The organism is Acetobacterium sp. (genome assembly GCF_039830195.1).
Taxonomy (GTDB): domain Bacteria; phylum Bacillota; class Clostridia; order Eubacteriales; family Eubacteriaceae; genus Acetobacterium.
Genome location: NZ_JBDODG010000006.1, coordinates 225,919 through 244,802, shown reverse-complemented (window position 1 = coordinate 244,802; position 18,884 = coordinate 225,919). Strand labels below are relative to the sequence as shown.

General features: G+C 49.1%; 13 protein-coding genes. 11 read left to right on the top strand and 2 right to left on the bottom strand.

Annotated elements, in window-relative coordinates:
* Positions 1-64 precede the first annotated feature (64 nt).
* The 4 genes from ABGU93_RS02315 to ABGU93_RS02300 all read left to right on the top strand — a co-directional run bounded on the left by ABGU93_RS02315 (position 65) and on the right by ABGU93_RS02300 (position 3,729).
* Entirely contained in the window at positions 65-853 is a 789-nt protein-coding gene (locus ABGU93_RS02315; protein WP_347411893.1) for an acyl-CoA dehydratase activase, read from the top strand.
* A 2-nt stretch (positions 854-855) separates the two neighbouring features.
* Positions 856-1,845: a hypothetical protein gene (locus tag ABGU93_RS02310; RefSeq protein ID WP_347411892.1), complete on the top strand. Its 990-nt coding sequence runs from the start codon at positions 856-858 to the stop codon at positions 1,843-1,845.
* Between the two features lie 363 nt (positions 1,846-2,208).
* Complete coding sequence (dinB, locus tag ABGU93_RS02305; RefSeq protein WP_347411891.1) at positions 2,209-3,462, top strand: DNA polymerase IV; 1,254 nt, start codon at positions 2,209-2,211, stop codon at positions 3,460-3,462.
* Between the two features lie 15 nt (positions 3,463-3,477).
* Complete coding sequence (locus ABGU93_RS02300; protein WP_347411890.1) at positions 3,478-3,729, top strand: hypothetical protein; 252 nt, start codon at positions 3,478-3,480, stop codon at positions 3,727-3,729.
* A gap of 77 nt (positions 3,730-3,806) precedes the next feature.
* Here the strand turns inward: ABGU93_RS02300 and ABGU93_RS02295 are convergent, their stop codons facing one another.
* On the bottom strand, positions 3,807-6,179 hold the full coding sequence (locus tag ABGU93_RS02295) for an ATP-dependent DNA helicase (RefSeq protein WP_347411889.1): 2,373 nt from the start codon (positions 6,177-6,179) through the stop codon (positions 3,807-3,809).
* 759 nt (positions 6,180-6,938) lie between these two features.
* Between ABGU93_RS02295 and ABGU93_RS02290 the strand changes: the two genes are divergently transcribed.
* From ABGU93_RS02290 to ABGU93_RS02260, 7 genes are all read left to right on the top strand, one after another.
* Positions 6,939-8,315, top strand: coding sequence for a glycoside-pentoside-hexuronide (GPH):cation symporter (locus tag ABGU93_RS02290; protein ID WP_347411888.1), 1,377 nt, complete (start codon positions 6,939-6,941; stop codon positions 8,313-8,315).
* 86 nt (positions 8,316-8,401) lie between these two features.
* Positions 8,402-9,031, top strand: coding sequence for a corrinoid protein (locus tag ABGU93_RS02285; protein ID WP_347411887.1), 630 nt, complete (start codon positions 8,402-8,404; stop codon positions 9,029-9,031).
* Positions 9,032-9,044: 13 nt separating this feature from the next.
* Complete coding sequence (locus ABGU93_RS02280) at positions 9,045-10,025, top strand: uroporphyrinogen decarboxylase family protein (protein WP_347411886.1); 981 nt, start codon at positions 9,045-9,047, stop codon at positions 10,023-10,025.
* A 135-nt stretch (positions 10,026-10,160) separates the two neighbouring features.
* Entirely contained in the window at positions 10,161-11,555 is a 1,395-nt protein-coding gene (locus ABGU93_RS02275) for an SLC13 family permease (protein WP_347411885.1), read from the top strand.
* Between the two features lie 588 nt (positions 11,556-12,143).
* Positions 12,144-13,814, top strand: coding sequence for a formate--tetrahydrofolate ligase (locus ABGU93_RS02270; protein WP_347411884.1), 1,671 nt, complete (start codon positions 12,144-12,146; stop codon positions 13,812-13,814).
* A gap of 259 nt (positions 13,815-14,073) precedes the next feature.
* Positions 14,074-16,212 (top strand): clostripain-related cysteine peptidase, encoded by a 2,139-nt coding sequence (locus ABGU93_RS02265; protein WP_347411883.1) that lies wholly within the window; start codon positions 14,074-14,076, stop codon positions 16,210-16,212.
* A gap of 262 nt (positions 16,213-16,474) precedes the next feature.
* Positions 16,475-16,942 (top strand): NAD(P)H-dependent oxidoreductase, encoded by a 468-nt coding sequence (locus ABGU93_RS02260; RefSeq protein WP_347411882.1) that lies wholly within the window; start codon positions 16,475-16,477, stop codon positions 16,940-16,942.
* Between the two features lie 160 nt (positions 16,943-17,102).
* On the opposite strand, the gene ABGU93_RS02255 is transcribed toward ABGU93_RS02260, so the two are convergent.
* Positions 17,103-18,725, bottom strand: coding sequence for an FAD-dependent protein (locus ABGU93_RS02255; RefSeq protein WP_347411881.1), 1,623 nt, complete (start codon positions 18,723-18,725; stop codon positions 17,103-17,105).
* Positions 18,726-18,884 lie beyond the last annotated feature (159 nt).

Genomic DNA, 18,884 nt, shown 5'->3' with positions numbered 1-18,884 from the left:
CATGATGTAACAATTGTCGTTACTGGGTTAGGTTTTGAAAGATACTAGAAAACAGGAGAATAACATGAACAAAAATTATTATGCCGGACTCGACGGCGGCTCAACCTATACCAAGGCGGCGTTGATTTGCCAGAATCAGGTGGTGGATGCGATGGTCACCAACACCGGGATTGACAACAATGCCGCGGCCAGTGCCCTGATTGAAAAAATGTGTCGCCGCCGGGGGATTAACCGCGCTCAGGTGCGCTATACCATGGCCACCGGTTACAGCCGCAAGGTTTTTGATATTGCCGATGACGATATTTCCGAAATTACCGCCCATGCCTATGGGGTGCGCTTAACCGCGCCGCCGGATTACCGGCCGGGGATGATTATTGATATCGGCGGCCAGGACAGTAAAATTATTTATCTGGACCCTCATTACGCCGTTAAAAACTTTACCATGAACGATAAGTGCGCCGCCGGCACCGGCAAATTTATGGAAGTCATTGCCCAGATTCTGGAAACCACCATTGATCAGGTCGGCCCGCTGTCGCTGGAAAGCAAGGCGCCCTGTGATATTAACAGTACCTGTGTGGTGTTTGCCCAGTCGGAAGTGGTGTCGCTGGTGGCCCGGAAATATGACCGCCGGGATATTCTGGCCGGGATGCATTTATCGATGGCCAAACGGATCATCAAGATGATGAAAAAAGCCGAAAAAGGCGGGGATATCCTGATGACCGGCGGCGGTGCCCTGAATATCGGGGTCCATAAAGCCTTTGAAGAAGAGATGATGCGGGACGTCTATGTGGCCAGACACCCCCAGTTTAACGGGGCCATTGGCGCTGCCCTGATTGCCAGCGGGCGGGCCTGACCATGGGCCTGACATTACTGCTCCCGGTTCTGGCCACGGCCCTGTCGGTGGGGCTGGGCTGCGGCACCTGCTGCAGTCCGGCGGTCAGCGTCTTTTTGTCCAGCTATATCATCACCCATGCCGGGGGGATGAAAAAATCGCTGCTGGCTTTTTTCAGTTTTTTTATCGGCAAGGTCATCGCCGTGGTGCTGTTATGCAGCCTGGCGGCGCTGGTTGGCAGTCAGTTTATTGATGCTGCCGGTGATGTTGGCGGGGTCAACCTGGGTCAGCTGATGGAGCTGGCAATGATTGCCCTGGGCCTGGTGCTGATCGGAAAATGGTTGCGGGATTACAAAAAAACGGCCCACAGCTGTTCCGGCTGTGGCGGTGAAAAAAAGAATCGTATCACAGACGCCCAGGGGGCCAAAGGGCTGCTGCCGCTGTTTTCAGCCGGCCTGGCCTATGGGGCATCGCCCTGTGCGCCACTGCTGATGATGATGGGGGTGGCCGCCACCCTGCCGCTGGCCACGGCCGTTCTGGTGGGTGGGGTCTTTGCCGCCGCCGCCTTACTGATCGTCTATGGGGTGGGGGTCAATACCTTCCGCAGCTATGAACAGGTGATGGCCGCCCAGGCCGAAATTCCCCCGGCCATTGTGGTCAAGAATAATGCCGCCGCCGGTGAAAGCGAAAGCGTCACCAGCGATACCGCCAGCACCGCGGTAACGACCAGCGAAACCGCCAGTAGCACCGCCGAACCCACCACGGAGACCGAGTCAGTCACCGTGGCCGCGGCGGCACCAGTCGAAACCCCGGCGATAGTCGAAACAACCCCGGCCGCCACAGAACCGGTGGTCACCGAACCCGAACCCGATGTTCCCAGCCTCAGCGAATTTATGTCCCAACTGCGCTGCGGCGGCTGCGGTAAAAACTGTTCGCTGCTGAACCACCGCTGCGGTGTCGGCAACCAGAAAGCCCAGCAGGCCGAAGCCGAGTATTATGCCACCTACAGCTAAAAAAAGCGGGTTACGGTAAAACAGATTGAGCGAATCAGGTGAATTGCGGAATCCACAAAAGCGAACAAGATTTGTTTTGATGTCGGTTTCTGCGACTAATTGGGGCAGGTCTGCGAGGTTTGAAAGAACAATTGTTTCATATAAAAAAGAAACTGTCCGGTTAATTTACAAAAGCCCTGAAACGCAGCCATAGCAGTCGTTTCAGGGCTTTTTAAATTTGTCAAAGGAACGGCTCAGCCCGGCCAAACAAGCTCAAATCGGTGCGCCAAATAATTTTAGCCATTGACAAAGAGCAGCGATGGGTATAGAATAGTGATAGAACATATGTACTAAAACTATCGAACTGGATTAAGCAGGTGAGCCATGGAACGGATTATTTTACACTCAGATATCAACAGCTTTTATGCCAATGTGGAATGTCTCTATCATCCGGAGATTAGAGATTTTCCGGTGGCAGTCGGCGGCAATCCCGAGAAACGCCATGGCATTATTCTGGCCAAAAACCAGAAAGCCAAGGAAGCCGGCGTTAAAACCGGGGAAGCGTTATGGCAGGCCCGGGGAAAATGTCCCGGGCTGGTGGTGATGCCCCCCAATTATCAATTGTATCTGCGCTTTTCCCGGCTGGCCCGCAAAATCTACAACCGTTATTCCGATCAGGTGGAGTCCTTCGGCCTCGATGAAGCCTGGCTCGACGTCACCGCCAGTGCCCGGATTCACGGCAGCGGTTTGGCCATCGCCGAAAAAATCAGCCAGAATATTCAGGACGAGCTGGGGATTACCGTGTCGATCGGGGTTTCCTGGAACAAGATCTTTGCCAAGTTTGGCTCAGACTATCAAAAACCCAACGCCATCACCGTGATCACCCGGGATAATTACCAGAAAATCGTCTGGCCCCAGGAGGTTGGCGATCTGCTCTATGTCGGCCCGGCCACCAAGAAAAAGCTGCTCAAATACGGCATCGCGACGATTGGCCAATTGGCCGAAACATCCCTGGATTTTCTGGTCCTCCAGTTTGGCAAAATGGGGGCGGTGTTATGGCGCTTTGCCAATGGCCTCGATGACAGCCCGGTCAAATCCTTTGACGAGCATTATAACGGCAACGAACGGATCCTCAAAAGCATCGGCAACAGCATCACCACGCCCCGGGATTTAAAAGACCTGAAGGATGTCAAGCTGATCATCTATATGCTGACCGAAAGCGTGGCGATGCGGTTACGGGAAACTGGCTGCTATTGCCTGACCGTGGCCATTCATGTGCGCAACAAAGAACTGCACAGCTTCACCCGGCAGCAAAAACTGGCCAAACCCTCGGATCTGACCCGGGAAATCGCCGAAGCGGCCATCGCACTGTTTGAAAAAAATTATGATTTCAGCTCGGATATCCGCTCGATGGGGGTGCGGGTCACCGATCTGGTGCCGGACTCAACCCCGATTCAACTGGATCTGTTCGGCAATGAAGAACTCCGGGTCCGCCAGGCCCGGCTTGATGAGACGGTCGATGATTTGCGCAAACGCTTTGGCAATCTGGCCCTACGGCGAGCGGTCACCATCGGCGATTCGATGAGCGGACTGGATCCTAAAAAAGATCATGTTATCCATCCGATTGGTTATTTTTAAAGGAGGTGTTAGAGAATGGCGATAAAAAAATTTGTCCAGGTGATTGCAAAATTTGAAGAAGATGGCAGAATTATTCCGCTCCAGGTGTTATGGGAGGACGGTCGGGTTTTTGACATCGACCGGGTTCTGGATATGCGCCCGGGGGTCTCCCTGAAGGTCGGCGGACAGGGAATTCGCTACACCTGTCGGATTCAGAATAAGGAAGTCTGTCTCTATTATGAAGAACCCAAATGGTTTGTCGAAAGCAAGGAAAGATATGAAAGATAGGGAATAAAGCCGGATGCGAAAAATAGCCATCAAAAGACAGCAGCTGTCGTAGTGCGACAGCTGCTGTCTTTTTTTCGTCAATTTGGAGGTTCAGCCATCGCCCAGAAATCCTGCAAGGCTTTTTCCAGTTCGGCGGCATTCCGGATCCGGCGATGGGGAAACCACTCCTGGGGAAACAGCTGGCGATAGCTGGGGCTGCTGAAGCGCTCATCGATCAGGACGATCACGCCGCGGTCGGTTTCGGTCCTAATCACCCGTCCGGCGGCCTGGAGGACCTTGTTCATGCCGGGGTAGAGGTAGGCATATTCATAGCCGGCGTGGTTTTTCTGATTAAAATAATCGCGGATGATGTCGCGCTCAAAACAGATCTGGGGCAGCCCGACCCCGACAATAATGGCACCGATCAGGCCCTCGTGCTTTAAGTCCACGCCTTCCGAAAAGATCCCGCCCAGCACCGCAAAGCCCAGCATCCCGGCGGGGGCAGCTCCGGGTGCCGGTCGGAACTGGCCCAGGAACAGCTCCCGGTCGTCCTCGTTCATTTCCGGAGCCTGCCGGATGGTGACGACCTCCGGGTAGCTGGTGCTAAAAATCTCAAACACCGCGTTCAGATACTTATAGGAGGGAAAATAAACCAGATAGTTGCCCGGCTGCTGGGCCAGCACGGTTTTGATCCGGTCGGCAATGACGGGGTAGGTTTTTTCGCGGTTCCGGAAGGTGGTGGAGATGGTATCGGCGATCAGCAGTTCCCGGTTTTTGACATCAAAGGGCGAGGGCAGGCTGATCTTATAGCTGTCAGGGTCGCCGCCGAGAATTTCGGCAAAATAGTCCAGCGGCGACAGCGTGGCGGAAAAAAAGATCGCCGCCCGGCCGCGCTTGATGGCTTCGCTAAGCAGGTGGGAGGGGTCCAGACAAAAGAGCTTTATTTTGGTATCGCCGTTGCTGTTTTCCACATAGGTCAGAAAGCGGTCATCATAAAACTCGGCGGTGCGCATAAAGGTCAGGGCGTTGAAATACAGTTCCAGCAGTGCTTCGTGGGAATCGTGGCCCTCGTTTTTGACCAGCCAGGCTTCAGCCAGATTAATCAACTTCAGCAGCAGTGGCAAGAAATCGGTGGGCGCCTCCGGCTGGCGATAATGCTGGCTGCTCTCAGCCAGTTTTCGCAGCCCGATCATATGGGTATTGAGTTTCCCCAGCGCCTTGGCAATGCCGGGATCGCTATCCTTAAACAGGCGCCGCAGTTCCAGGAACGGTTTTTTATAAAGCTCGGCTGAAAACATCGACCGGGCCCGGTCCACCAGATTGTGGGCCTCGTCAATCAGAAAGGTGTAGTCGCCGCCGTTATCGATAAAAAAGCGCTTGAGGTAAACCCGGGGATCAAAGACATAGTTGTAATCACAGATCACGCAGTCACACCAGAGCGTTAAATCCAGGGAAAATTCAAAGGGGCAGACCTGATGCTTGTGGGCATAGTCTTCAATGAGCGGCCGGGTCAGGCGATGCTCCTGCTCCAGCAGATCAAGAATAGCGCCGTTGACCCGGTCAAAATGACCCCGGGCGTACTCGCAGTGATCGGGATCGCAGATGGTTTCGGTCTGAAAACAGATTTTATCCTTGGCGGTGAGGGTGATGCTTTTAAAAGCCAGCCCCTGATCGGCCATTTTGGCAAAGGCTTCCTCGGCCACCTCCCGGACAATGGTTTTGGCGGTCAGATAAAAAATTTTGGCCGTATGTCCTTCGGCCATCGATTTAATGGCGGGAAACAGGGTCGACATCGTTTTGCCGATCCCGGTGGGGGCCTGAACAAACAGCTTTTGCTGCTCGGCAATGGTTTTATAAACCGCCACTGCCAGTTCCCGCTGGCCCCGGCGATAGCTCGCAAAGGGAAAAGTCAGGGCCCGGATGGCAGCATTTCGTTTTGCCACCCAGTCGCTGGTCAGACGGGCCCAGACCAGGTACTGATCGATCAGATCAAAAAAGAAGGTGGTCAGTTCGGCCTGGCTGAAGACTTTTAGAAACTGCTTGAGCTCAGCGCTGTCCAGCTGAAAATAGGTCAGCTGAACGCTGATTTCCGGCAGCTCATGCTGGACGGCGTAAATAAAGGCGTAGCATTTGGCCTGGGCCCAATGGGTTTCGCTGTAGTCCGCGTCGATGTGTTCCAGAAGCCGGTTGGTAGACTTGATCTCGTCGACAATAATCCCGGTAGCGCCGGCGATGATGCCGTCGGCCCGGCCTTCGATCCGGAAGCTGAAACCTTCATAGGTGAAGCTGTATTTTAGTGACACCTCAGGGGTATAGCCCTTGTCCTGATTGTCTTTCTGAACCTTCTGGTGAGCCCGGGTTCCTTCCAGGGCGCTGGCGTTGCTGATAAACTGGGAATCGATATTGCCGGAGCGGAGCATAAACTCCACCAGATTGCGAACGGATAGTTTTATTTCGGGTTGACTCGTCATCTTTTCACCTGTGATCTTTTTGCTTGCGCTTTAATAGCTATAATTTTATGCTAAAAAGCGGAGAAAGTATAGCAGATTTACCATCGCCCGATGATTCGGACTGACTGACGGGGCTGGCGGCAATCATTGGCGTTTCGGGAAAAGAAATATAAAAGAGGTTTAGTCGGCGTTTTTTAGGGAATATAAAAATAGAATCATCAAGTCCCCTAACTCAGGGGGATTTGATGATAAAAGCAGCCAGCGACTTATTTTGTAAATGAAAAGCAAAAAATAATAACCTACTCGTTATTGCATAATCGTAGATTCGAATTCAAAATCCGACAGATAACAAAAAAAGTCCAAATAAATAGATAAAGATCAAAAGTAAACGAGTACACACTAGCAAAAAATAGACCAAATACTAAATTTTACTAGAAAAACCATTGACAGGCTTATTGAATACGAGTACAATGATCTTGAAAAAGCAATAGTAATTACAATTTTATTTACGATTTACGAGAATACCAAGAATTCAGAAAATCTTTAGTGCCGCCCCGGGAAGTTTTAATAATGAAGAAAGGCGTTATGGAAAGGATTGCACCCAAAACTGAAAGCACGGTGCAAAATAAAGCGGGAACAGGTACGACTGGATAAATTAAACCGAAGTTGATTGTTGGAATAGGGGGACTGACTGTTCATGCATCGCTGCAGACAGTCATGAAGAAGGAATTGTCATTGTTATCTTGTTATTAAGTATTAAACTAAGAAGGAGAAAGAATTATGAACAAACCATTAAAAAAGTCTGCCATTAATCTTTACGGATTGCCATCATTTGGATTTCAGACCATGGTCAATATCGAAGTTATGTTTTTCGCAGCTTTCCTTACCGATTTCGCCAAAATACCGCTGGCATTGGTAAGCACCATCTTACTGGCCACCAGTATTGCTGATATTTTGGCAGTACCTACCGCCGGGGTCATTTTAGAAAAAAGCAACATGAAATGGGGTAAATACCGTTCATGGCTACTGGTTGGTCCACCCGTTGCGGCCCTCTTTTATATTCTCCAGTTTTCACAAATTGGCGGAGCAGCAGAGATAAGTGCTATTATTATCTTTATCGGTTTTGTTGTCAGTCATTTGGTCTGGAATACCTTTTATGCCGCCCATATTTCGATGAACAACGCCCTGACCACGGTCCGGGAAGAACGAATCTCCATGGCCAGTAACCGGGGGATGTTCAATGCCGCAGGCGCCCTGGTATTTTCTTACTTTGGCGTAAAAGCCATTGCCGCTATTGGTGCCGGCGTTGGTAGCCCGGTTTTAGGTTATACCATTATGGCCGCTATCACTGGCGGTATCATGATCACTTGTAACATTATTTATTATGTCATTACCAAAGATTATGCTCAAAACGGCAGCGAAGCGCAGGCCGGAAAACCCGCCGAAAAGATGTCAGTTGGCGAAATGCTCAAGCAGATTGTGGTCAACCCGCCATTGATTGGTTTGATGCTGGTGGAACTGGGCCGATATTTGGGCCGATTCATTATTTTCGGAATGGCGTTCTACTACTTTAAATATGTCATCAACGATTTACCCGGACTGGCACTGTTCATGACCGGATTAACAATTTCCAGCTTCTTTGCCGCCATGATTGCGGCCCCGATTGCCAAGCGACTGGGTGAAAAAACAACCTACATGCTGGCCCTCAGTTTGTTAGTTATCGGCTTGCTGCTGGTATGGTTTATGCCACTTGAAGCCACTGCTTTCAAAATTATTATGTTTGTTGCTTACATTGGTTATGGTTTACCTGACTCACTGGGTGTTGCCATGTACTCGGCAACAGTTGATTACGGCGAATGGAAAACCGGCAAAAATGCCCGTGGATTCATTATGTCACTGATCAGTTTCCCGATTAAAATATCTGTCTTTGTCCGTTCGGTCATCATTGCCGCCGTTCTTGGTTCAGTTGGTTACGTCGCTGATATGGCCGCAACTCCAGAACTGGTACAGGCGATCAAAAATGGGATCGCTTTATATCCGGCCATCATTATGGTTATCGGTTTAGTGTTAATGTTTGGATTATATACCTTAACACCAAAAAGAATGGCTGAAATAAGTAAAGAAGTCGCCGAACGAAAACAAGCACCATTGGAATAAATCTTATGTTGAACCGGAGCGCTGCACACACACCGCTCCGGGACAAAATGCTGAATTCATAAAAGATAAATAAAAGGAGAAAAATCATGTCAAAAATAGAAGAAGTAAAAGCAAAGGTTGAAGCAGGAAAGTCAAAACTGGTCCCCGGACTGGTACAGGAAGCCTTGGATGCCGGCAGCGCACCAGGCGAAATTCTGCAGGCGATGGTTGATTCCATGGGCGTGGTTGGAGATAAATTCTCCTCCGGCGAAATTTTTGTACCGGAAATGCTGATTGCTGCCAAAGCGATGTCTAAAGGCGTGGAAGTCTTAAAACCACTGATGGCCGGCGACGGATCCGCCTCTTTGGGTACCTGTGTCATCGGAACGGTGGCTGGCGATCTCCATGATATCGGTAAAAATCTGGTTTCGATGATGATTGAAAGTGCCGGTTTTGATATGGTTGACCTCGGTGTTGATGTTCCAGCCGACACCTTTGTCCAGGCCGTTAAAGATAACACCAATGTCAAGCTGGTGGCCTGTTCCGGGCTGTTGACCACCACCATGCCCGCCTTAAAAGAAGCGGTTCAAACCATTAAAGCGGCTTACCCCGATCTGAAGGTCATTGTTGGCGGCGCACCGGTAACCCCAGAATACGCGGCGGAAGTTGGTGCTGACGGCTACGCTCCGGATGCCGGCAGTGCGGCAGTTAAAGCTAAAGAACTGGCAACAGCGTAAAAAGGAGAGAAAAATGTTAACAAAAAGACAGAATTTAATCGAAGTGATGAAGGGTGGCAATCCGGATCGCTTTGTCAAACAATATGAAGCGTTTGCGTTAATGATGAAAACTCCGATCAGCCGTTTAAAACCACCAGTCGGCGGCACGATCGTCAATGAATGGGGGGTTACCCTGAGTTGGCCGGAAGGACAGTTGGGTTCATTCCCGGTCCATGACGAAGAGCACATTGTGATCAAAGATATTACCAAATGGAGGGACTACGTTAAAGCCCCCAAGCTGGACTATCCCGATGAAGCCTGGGCCACTGCCGTTGCTGAAGCCAATGCGGTTGACCGGAATGATCAGTATGTCACCGTTTTTGTTGCTCCGGGGCTGTTTGAACACGTTCATTATCTGATGAGCATGGAAGAAGCACTAATGGCTTATTATGAAGAGCCGGAAGAAATGCATGCCCTGATTGACTACCTGGTTGATTTTGAACTGCGGCTGGCCAAAGAGTTTGTCAAGCATCTTCATCCCGATGCAGTTTTCCATCATGATGATTGGGGCAGCCAGATCAACTCTTTTATTTCACCGGCGATGTTCAAAGAGTTCTTTGAACCGGCTTACAAGAAAATCTATGGCTACTATAAAGAAAACGGCGTTGAACTGATCGTCCATCACAGCGACAGCTATGCCGCCAATCTGGTGCCATCAATGATTGAAATGGGTATTGATATCTGGCAGGGGGTTATGAACACCAATAACATTCCCGAATTGATCAAGCAATACGGCGATAAAATTACCTTTATGGGCGGCATTCACAGCGGCCTGGTGGATTTCCCGGACTGGACCCCGGAAATCGTGGCTGAATACGTTGAAAAAACCTGTCAGGAAAATGGCAAACTGTATTTTATTCCATCACAGACCTCAGGTTTACCAATTGATTCATTCCCGGGTGTTTATGAAACCATCAATAAAGAAATCGACAAGATGTCAGCGAAATTGTTCTAAGACAGGAAAAACCCTGAACCCACCGGGAATGAATATCAGGCGGGCTCAGGGTTTAGGTTAAAAGGGAGGAAGTCTTTTCGAAACTGAATCGGCTTTCTGTTCTTTTATCATGATGATAAAAACTTGAGGTGGATTATGAACAAAAAGCAGTTGTTTGGAATGCTCATGAGTGTCGGAGTGCTTGTTGCCGTTTTCCTGCTACCAATTCCCGAGGGGTTGACGGATATCGGCTTTATTACCATTGGACTTTTAATTTTCTTTTTGATCATGCTGATTACCGAAGCACTGCCGGTGGGAGTTATCTGCTTCCTGAGTCTGGCGTTGTTGCCGCTCCTGGGGGTCACTAAAAATCTGGCAACCGGATTGGTCGGGTTCAGCAACACAATGTTATTCTTTGTCCTGGCGTCTTTTGGTCTGGCTGAAGCGGTGACATCGACGCCGATTGTGCAACGGATTCTTCATGTCCTGCTCGAAAAGTTTGGCAAAGATGTCAAGACCTGTATTCTGGCGATCATGGTTGCCGGTGGGCTGGTATCGTCCGTCGTCACGGATGTTCCCACGGTGGTTGTTTTTATGGGCATTGGGGCAAGTTTTCTGAAACTATTCAAAAATGAAGCTGATCGTCAGAAAACCGCCAGACCCCTGATGATTGGGATTCCGGTTGCGATCATGCTGGGCGGCGTTATGACCCCGGCCGGTAGCGGAATTAATATCTTAACCATTGGTTTGCTACAGAATTTGGCAGGCGTTCAGATTACCTTTATCCAATGGATGGTTTGTGCGATTCCGATTGTGGTGCTGATGCTGCCAGTATCCTGGTTTGTGTTGATGAAAATATATCCGCCGGCAGAAATTGATCAGGCGGAAATTCAGGGTTACCTGACCACCATCGTGGTTAAAGAAAAAATTACCAAAACTGAGTGGAAGGTTATTACGATAGCAGCAGGGATGATGTTTTTCTGGATCCTCAGCTCATTTGTGTCCGGCATTGAGGTTACTGTCGTAGCCCTATTGGGGTGTTCGTTGTTTTTTCTGCCAGGCATCAAGGTGTTGACCTGGGACCGCTACATGAAAGCAGTCAGTTGGACTTCTTTCGTTCTGATTGGTACGGTGCTCTGTTTAGCTAACACGATTGTCGTCAATGGTGTCAGCGAATGGTTTGTAACCCATGTTCTACCAACAAGTCTTTCCATTTCAACCATGGAAGGGGTATTATTTGTCTCGGCCATGAGCTTTGTCATTATGCTGGTAGTTCCGGTGGCGCCGGCTCTGATTGGCGTGCTGACGCCGGTTATTGTCAGCCTGGCGGCGACCACGGGTATTAATCCGGCCTTATTGATCATTACCCTGGGATTATGTGCCGGTAATTGTTATCTGTTCCCGATTGATACTATTCCGTTGATTACCTATACTGCCGGCTACTACAAGATGACGGATATGCCCAAGGCAACGGTTTGGTTGCAACTGGCGTTTATTGTTCTGTGTACCCTCTGGATACCAATTGGCGGAAAACTGGTCGGGCTGGCATAAATGATATCGTGAGTAGTGATCATTCCCGAAATGAGTAAAAAAACCACAGTAGAAAATTTATTTTTATAAAAAAAAACAGTAGCTTGATGGTAGATTTTATAAATTGCGCGAGAAAAAGACCGGTTTCAAAAAAAAATATTAGCAATTACTGATGTAGTGGTGAAAAAAGCAACAAAAACAGAACGATAAAAATATCAATTTTACGAATTTGTTTTAAGGAGTCCTGAGCAGCAACGCTGTTCAGGGCTTTTTTTAGACGTTTGCATAAAATATGCGCCAATATTTGTAAAAAATGAGAAAGTGTAAAAAAACAACCGATATACACGAAAATACCAGGGATGAACGTTAAAATTATAACAAAATATTTCTATCATAGAACTTTGTTTGAGAAATATCAAACAAGTAAAGATAATAAATTGTCCCAACATAGAAAAATATTGACACAGAGTATAAAAGATGGTAACCTATGGAAAATCTGTATATACATGTGCACAGGATTGTGTAAATAATTAACCGCAGCGTGTTGGCTCAGATTTGAAAAAGAGACTCAGAGAATAACGAAATTATTTTGAAAAGGAGAAAGACAAGATGAAAACAGATGTACAGATCGCACAGGAAGCAAAAATGCAACCGATTGCACAGGTGGCCGAAAAATTGGGGATTACCGGAGATGAGCTGGAACTTTATGGCAATCATAAAGCCAAGGTGTCCTTATCGGTATTGAAAGACAACCAGGACAAACCAGATGGCAAGCTGATTCTGGTCACTGCCATTAACCCAACCCCGGCCGGCGAAGGAAAAACCACCACCAACGTGGGTCTATCCATGGCTCTGAATTATATCGGCAAAAAAACCATTACCACCTTAAGAGAACCCTCACTGGGACCATGTTTTGGAGTCAAGGGTGGCGCCGCCGGCGGCGGCTACGCTCAGGTCGTCCCGATGGATGATATCAATCTGCACTTTACCGGCGACTTCCACGCTATTACCGCGGCCCATAGTTTGCTGGCGGCACTGCTGGATAATCACCTCCACCAGGGAAATCTGTTAAACATTGATTTGGATCGGATTGTCTGGCGCCGAGTTGTCGACATGAATGACCGGGCCCTGCGGATGATCACCGTCGGTCAGGGTAGCCGGGCCAATGGGGTTGAACGGGAAACCGGCTATGACATCACCGTCGCTTCAGAAATTATGGCGATTCTCTGTCTGGCCTCCAGTCTCACCGATCTCAAAGAACGATTGGGCCGGATGATCGTCGCTTATAACACCGAAGGCAAAGCGGTAACCGCCGCTGATCTGGAAGCCACCGGCGCCATGGCCCTGTTGCTTAAAGATGCCATCAAACCGAATCTGGTTCAGACCCTGGAAAATACCCCAGCCTTTATCCATGGCGGTCCTTTTGCCAATATCGCCCACGGCTGTAACTCGGTGCTGGCTACTCGAACGGCCTTGAAACTGGCCGATTATGTGGTTACCGAAGCCGGTTTTGGTGCTGATCTGGGTGCTGAAAAATTCTTTGATATCAAATGTCGTTATGCTGAGCTTAAACCCAATGCCGTGGTTATTGTGGCCACCGTCCGGGCTTTAAAAATGAACGGCGGGGTGGTTAAAACCGAACTGTCAACCGAAAACGTGGCCGCGGTAGAATCAGGCAGTGCCAACCTGATCCAGCATCTCGAAAACCTGCAAAAATTCAAGGTGCCCGTGGTCGTGGCCCTGAATAAATTCCCGACGGATACCGAAGCAGAATTTGCTGCGGTTAAAAAAGCCTGTGAAAATAAAAATGTCAAAGTAATCCTTTCTGATGTCTTTTCTCAGGGCGGCAAAGGCGGCGAAGAACTGGCCCACGAAGTGGTCAAACTTTGTGATATGGGTGAATCACAATATCAACCGCTCTACTCGCTGGAACTGCCGATTGAGCAGAAAATCGAAACCATTGCCAAAGAAATCTACCGCGCGGATGGGGTTGAATATGAGCCCGAAGCAAAAAAACAACTGGAAGAGATTGTTGCCCTGGGCTTTGATCACCTGCCAGTGTGTATGGCCAAAACCCAATATTCTTTCTCTGATGATCAGACCCTGCTGGGCGCCCCTCAGGATTTCAATATCCATGTCAAAGAAGTGCGTTTATCAGCCGGAGCTGGATTTGTGGTGGTAATCACCGGTGCCATTATGACCATGCCGGGCCTACCCAAGGTGCCGGCTGCCAATGGTATGGATATTACCGAAGACGGCGAAATCATCGGTTTGTCCTGATCACGCTAAAATAACGATTAAAAACGCAGACCACTTTATTGTGGGTCTGCGTTTTTTTTGGGTGAAAGGGTCGTGAAAAAATGATTTTAGGCGCGAAATTTCTTTGCTAATCGACCCCGGAGGCGTATAATATAAAGCAGTATTATGTAAAAATCCATTGCGGATAATGCGTTTGTGGCAACTATCAAAAGCCGCCAGTTTGACCGCCGATGGTAAAGACCTAAAAGCGATAGTAAATCATTGACCCGGGAGGTTAGAAATGAAAAAAAGATTGACGGCATTTTTGATTATCTTTGCCATGGTGCTGTCTTTGACAGCTTGCTCAGATGAAAGTGGGGGAACCAGTACCCATAAAAACAGCGGCCTTGATACATCCCTGGCGCGGAGTACCGAGATGAAGGTGAGTTCTGGCGGTGATCTGGAAATTCAGCGGCTGACCCGCACCGAAACAAAAAAAATGGGCGCATCCGGTACCTGGACCATTTTTGTTTATATGTGCGGTTCGGACCTGGAAAGTGAAAGTGGCCTGGCCACGATGGACCTGCAGGAAATGATTGATGCAACCCAGTCCGACAAGATTAAATTTGTGGTTCAGACTGGTGGCGCCAATGCCTGGGATAATGATCTGGTCGATGATTCATTGACCCAACGCTTTGTGATAGAAAATCAGAATATGGAAGAGATTGAAGCAGCAGACGGCGCCAATATGGGCAGCGCTGAAACGCTGGCCGAATTTCTGGATTGGGGGGTGTCTGCCTATCCTGCCGAAAAAATGGGACTGGTTTTCTGGAATCACGGAGGCGGTAGCATTACCGGCGTCTGCTTTGACGAGCAGAACGAAAGTGACAGTTTGTCCTTGCTGGAAGTTGAAAACGCGCTGACTTCGGTTTATCCCAAGATGACCGACGCCTTTGAATTTATTGGCTTCGATGCCTGCCTGATGGGAACGGTGGAAACCGGAAATATGCTGGCGCCCCACGCCCGCTATATGGTCGCATCGGAAGAACTGGAACCCGGCTATGGCTGGGATTACACCGCTATGGGTAACTTTATTGGCAACAATCCGGCGGCTGGCGGGGCCGAACTGGGCAAGGTCGTGGTGGATTCTTTCTATGACGCCTGTGTTGCCATTGACAGTCACAACGAAGCAACTCTGTCCTGTATTGATCTGTCCAAAATCGATGAACTGGTCTATGCCTTTAATGATGTGGCCCGGGAAATGTACAGTGCCACCACAAAAACTGAGGTTTTGTCGAATATGGTTAAGGGGATCACATCAGCGGAAAACTATGGCGGCAACAGCAAGTCCGAAGGTTATACCAATATGGTTGATCTCGGCTCGGTGCTAAAAAACATGACCGGTAACATAGCTGGTACCGATAAAGCTCTGGCGGCTCTGGCGGACTGCGTTGTCTATATGAAAAACGGCAGCGACAAGGCCGATTCTCACGGCTTGGCGATCTATTATCCGTTAGCCATTCAGGGCTCCGAGGAATTGTCAATTTTCAAGGATATCTGTGTCAGTCCTTACTATATGTCCTTCGTTGATAAAATGGCTTATGGGAGTGATACCAACGGCGATTTTGGAAGCTACAGCGATAGCGACTGGTTTGGCGAAAACTCCCTTTACTGGAGCGGCAGCTATGATGAAGCAGCGGGGTCTGCTTACTGGTCGGAACTGGATCAGGAACCCACCGAAGTATACAATTTCAGTGAAGCGGAAACGGCGGTTACGTATTCATCAGCGCCCGCCATCAATGCCGAGGGGATGTACGGCTTTACCATTTCCGCCGATACGCTGGATTACGTTGAGGCTGTTTACTGCGATGTGTTTATGGATGCTGGGGACGGCGAAACTCTGATTGAACTGGGGCTGGACGACAATATTACCGCCGACTGGAATACCGGGAAGTTTGAAGATAACTTCAGCGGCTATTGGGTATCCCTACCCGATGGCCAGCCACTGGCCACCTATATTGTCGAACAGGGCGAAAACTACAATATTTATACCTCACCAGTGATGCTTAACGGGGTGGAAACCAATTTGCGGATAAAAATTGATTTCACTAGCGACGGCAATTACACTATCACCATTATTGGTGCCTGGGATGGCATCGATGCGGTCACCGGACAGTCTGCCAAAGAGATTACCAAGCTTAAAAAGGGTGATCTGATCACCCCGATGTATTACTCCTATAGTATGAAAACCGATGAAGAGGGCATTTACGAAGGTGAGGCCTATACCTTTAATAATGACCCGGTGATCTATGAAGAACCGCTGGCCGTGGGAGACTACTACTATTCTTTCCAGATCGACGACATTTTTGGCAGTTCTCTCTATACCGACTTTGAAATCTTCTCGGTGGATGCCAACGGCGATATTTATTTTAATCAATGAGCAAAAATGATCACGATGTAGAATAATCTATACCAACAGCCTGAGATCAGAAAAAGGTCTCAGGCTGTTCTTATGGCAGCGGCTTTTAGGTTGAATGGCCAATGGTTAAAAATTCTTTTGTTGGGGTTGCAGAAAAGACTTGAAATAAATAACAAAATGAGGTACCTTAGTGTCAATAAGAGAATAATTAATGACTAAAAGTGCATAGGCTTTATTCTTATTCTAAACATGGTCATATTCTAAAGAAATTGGAGAGAGTGAAATGAAGATTGGTATTATTGTCTTTTCCAAAACCAACAATACGTTTTCTGTCGCTGAAAGATTGCGGACTAACCTGGCCGAAAAGGGTCTGGATGCGGAAATCCAGCGGATTGTCCCCGAAAATGATGATCCCGGGGTAAAACCGCCGATTGTATTTACCAATCAGCCAGATGTAGCCCCCTATGATGTGGTAATCTTTGCCAGCCCGGTGTGGGCTTTCTCATTGGCCGGGGTGATGAAAGAATATCTTGAACAAGTCGCATCCCTTCAGGGTAAAAAGGTCTTCAGTTTTGTTACCAAACAACTGGCGTCCAAATTTACCGGTGGAACCAAGGCAAACCGACAGATCAAATCAGCAGTTGAGTTAAAAGGTGGGACGGTCGAAAAATCCTTTATTGTCAGCTGGAAGAATAAAAAAAGAGAAGCCGAGATTACCAGCCTAATCGCTGAAATCTGCAACGCGGTTTAGCGGCAGTTTGAAGCTGGCTAGCAGGTCAGTAAAAAAGTAATTTAAAAAAGTAAATTAAATAAGAGAGCTCCTGGAGAAAAATCTTCAGGAGCTCTTTTTATAGCCGGCGAATCGTTATGAGTCAGATAATCAGGCTATTAAAAAATTTAGCAAAACCGAATTAGTTTTCGGAATTGAAACGGGCATAGCGCTGGATAATTTTCTCAGCGGTTTTGACCCCGTCCACCGCGGATGACATAATCCCCCCGGCATAACCGGCGCCCTCACCCATCGGGTAGAGTCCGGCAATATTGGCGAGGTGATCATCGTTGCGGTTGATCCGCACCGGTGACGAGCTTCGCGTTTCGACCCCGGTCATAATGCTGTCAGCCATGGCAAAACCGCTGATCTTTTTGTCAAAATGAAGCAGCGCTTCCTTCATGGTGGCAACCACATAATCCGGCAGGCAGTCTTTTAACTGGCTCAGGCAAAGGCCCGGAGTATAGGTTGGGGTGACGCTGCCCCAGCGGGTGCTGGGCCGGTCCGCCAGAAAATCGCCCACCAGCTGGGCCGGGGCGTGATAGTTTTGACCGCCCAGAGCAAAGGCCCGGCCTTCCCATTGGCGCTGAAAGGCCACCCCGGCCAGCGGATGATCGTCACCGAAATCTTCGGGCTGAACGCCGACCAGCAGCGCAGCATTGGCATTGGCGCCATCCCGGCGGTGTTCGCTCATGCCATTGGTGACGACGCCGTTGGCTTCCGAAGCCGCCGCCACCACATAGCCCCCGGGACACATACAGAAGGTATAGGCCGAGCGGCCGTTGGGAGAATGATAGGAGAGCTTATAGTCGGCGGCCCCCAATCCCGCCGTGCCGGCGGCTGATCCGTATTGGGCGTGGTCGATCAGGCTCTGGGGATGCTCAATCCTAACACCGATCGAAAAGGCTTTCGGAGTCATGGTGACACCACGATCATAAAGGGTCGCAAAGGTATCCCGGGCACTGTGACCAATACCCAGCAATGCCACCCGGCAGTCCAAAGTTTCCTGGTCGTTGATAACCACCCCGGTCAGTTGGCCGTTTTCGATCAGAAAATCAGTAACCTGAGAGCGGAACCGGACCTCGCCGCCATGGCTGATAATTTCTTGGCGCAGCGTCTTCACCGTTTCCCGGAGCAGATCGGTGCCGATATGGGGCTTGCTGAGATAGAGGATCTCCTCCGGCGCCCCGGCGGCAATAAAAGCTTCCAGAATACTCCGGCAGCGGGGATCATTGATCAGGGTAGTCAGCTTGCCATCAGAAAAGGTGCCGGCGCCGCCTTCGCCGAATTGCACATTGCTTTCCGGGTCCAGCTCGCCCGTCTGCCAGAAGGTGTCGATTTTAGCGGAGCGGATATCCACCGTATCACCTCGCTCCAGGATAATCGGGGCGTAACCATTTTGGGCCAGGATCAGACCGGCAAAAAGACCTGCAGGACCCATGCCGATGATCACCGGTCGGTGTTCCAGGGACAGATTTCCCGGAGTTACCGCTTGATAGGATAAATCGGGGCTGGGAGTGAGGCCGGATTTGTTGCCTTTTTTCAGAAGTGCCGGCTCATTTTTCAGGCTGGCATCGACCGTATAGATATAGACGATGGCGTTTTTCTTGCGGGCATCAACGGACTTTTTAAATATGGAAAAGGCGATTAAGTCCTTGGGATTAATTTTAAGTTTGGACAGAATAGCGTTTTTCAAGGCCTCTTTTTCAGCATCACTATTTTTGGCCTGTTTGATTTCAAGTTTGAGATTGGGAATTCGAATCATCAGATCCTCCTGTGGTGTTATATGATGGAAACCATTATAACATGGCACTTATCAAAATCACAAAAAAATTGGTGTGGTCGTGACAAAATACTTAAAGATGGGGGGATCGGTCCGGCCGGGAGGCGGTGCTTTGTAAAAGTTCGGTAAAAAGTCACCAAA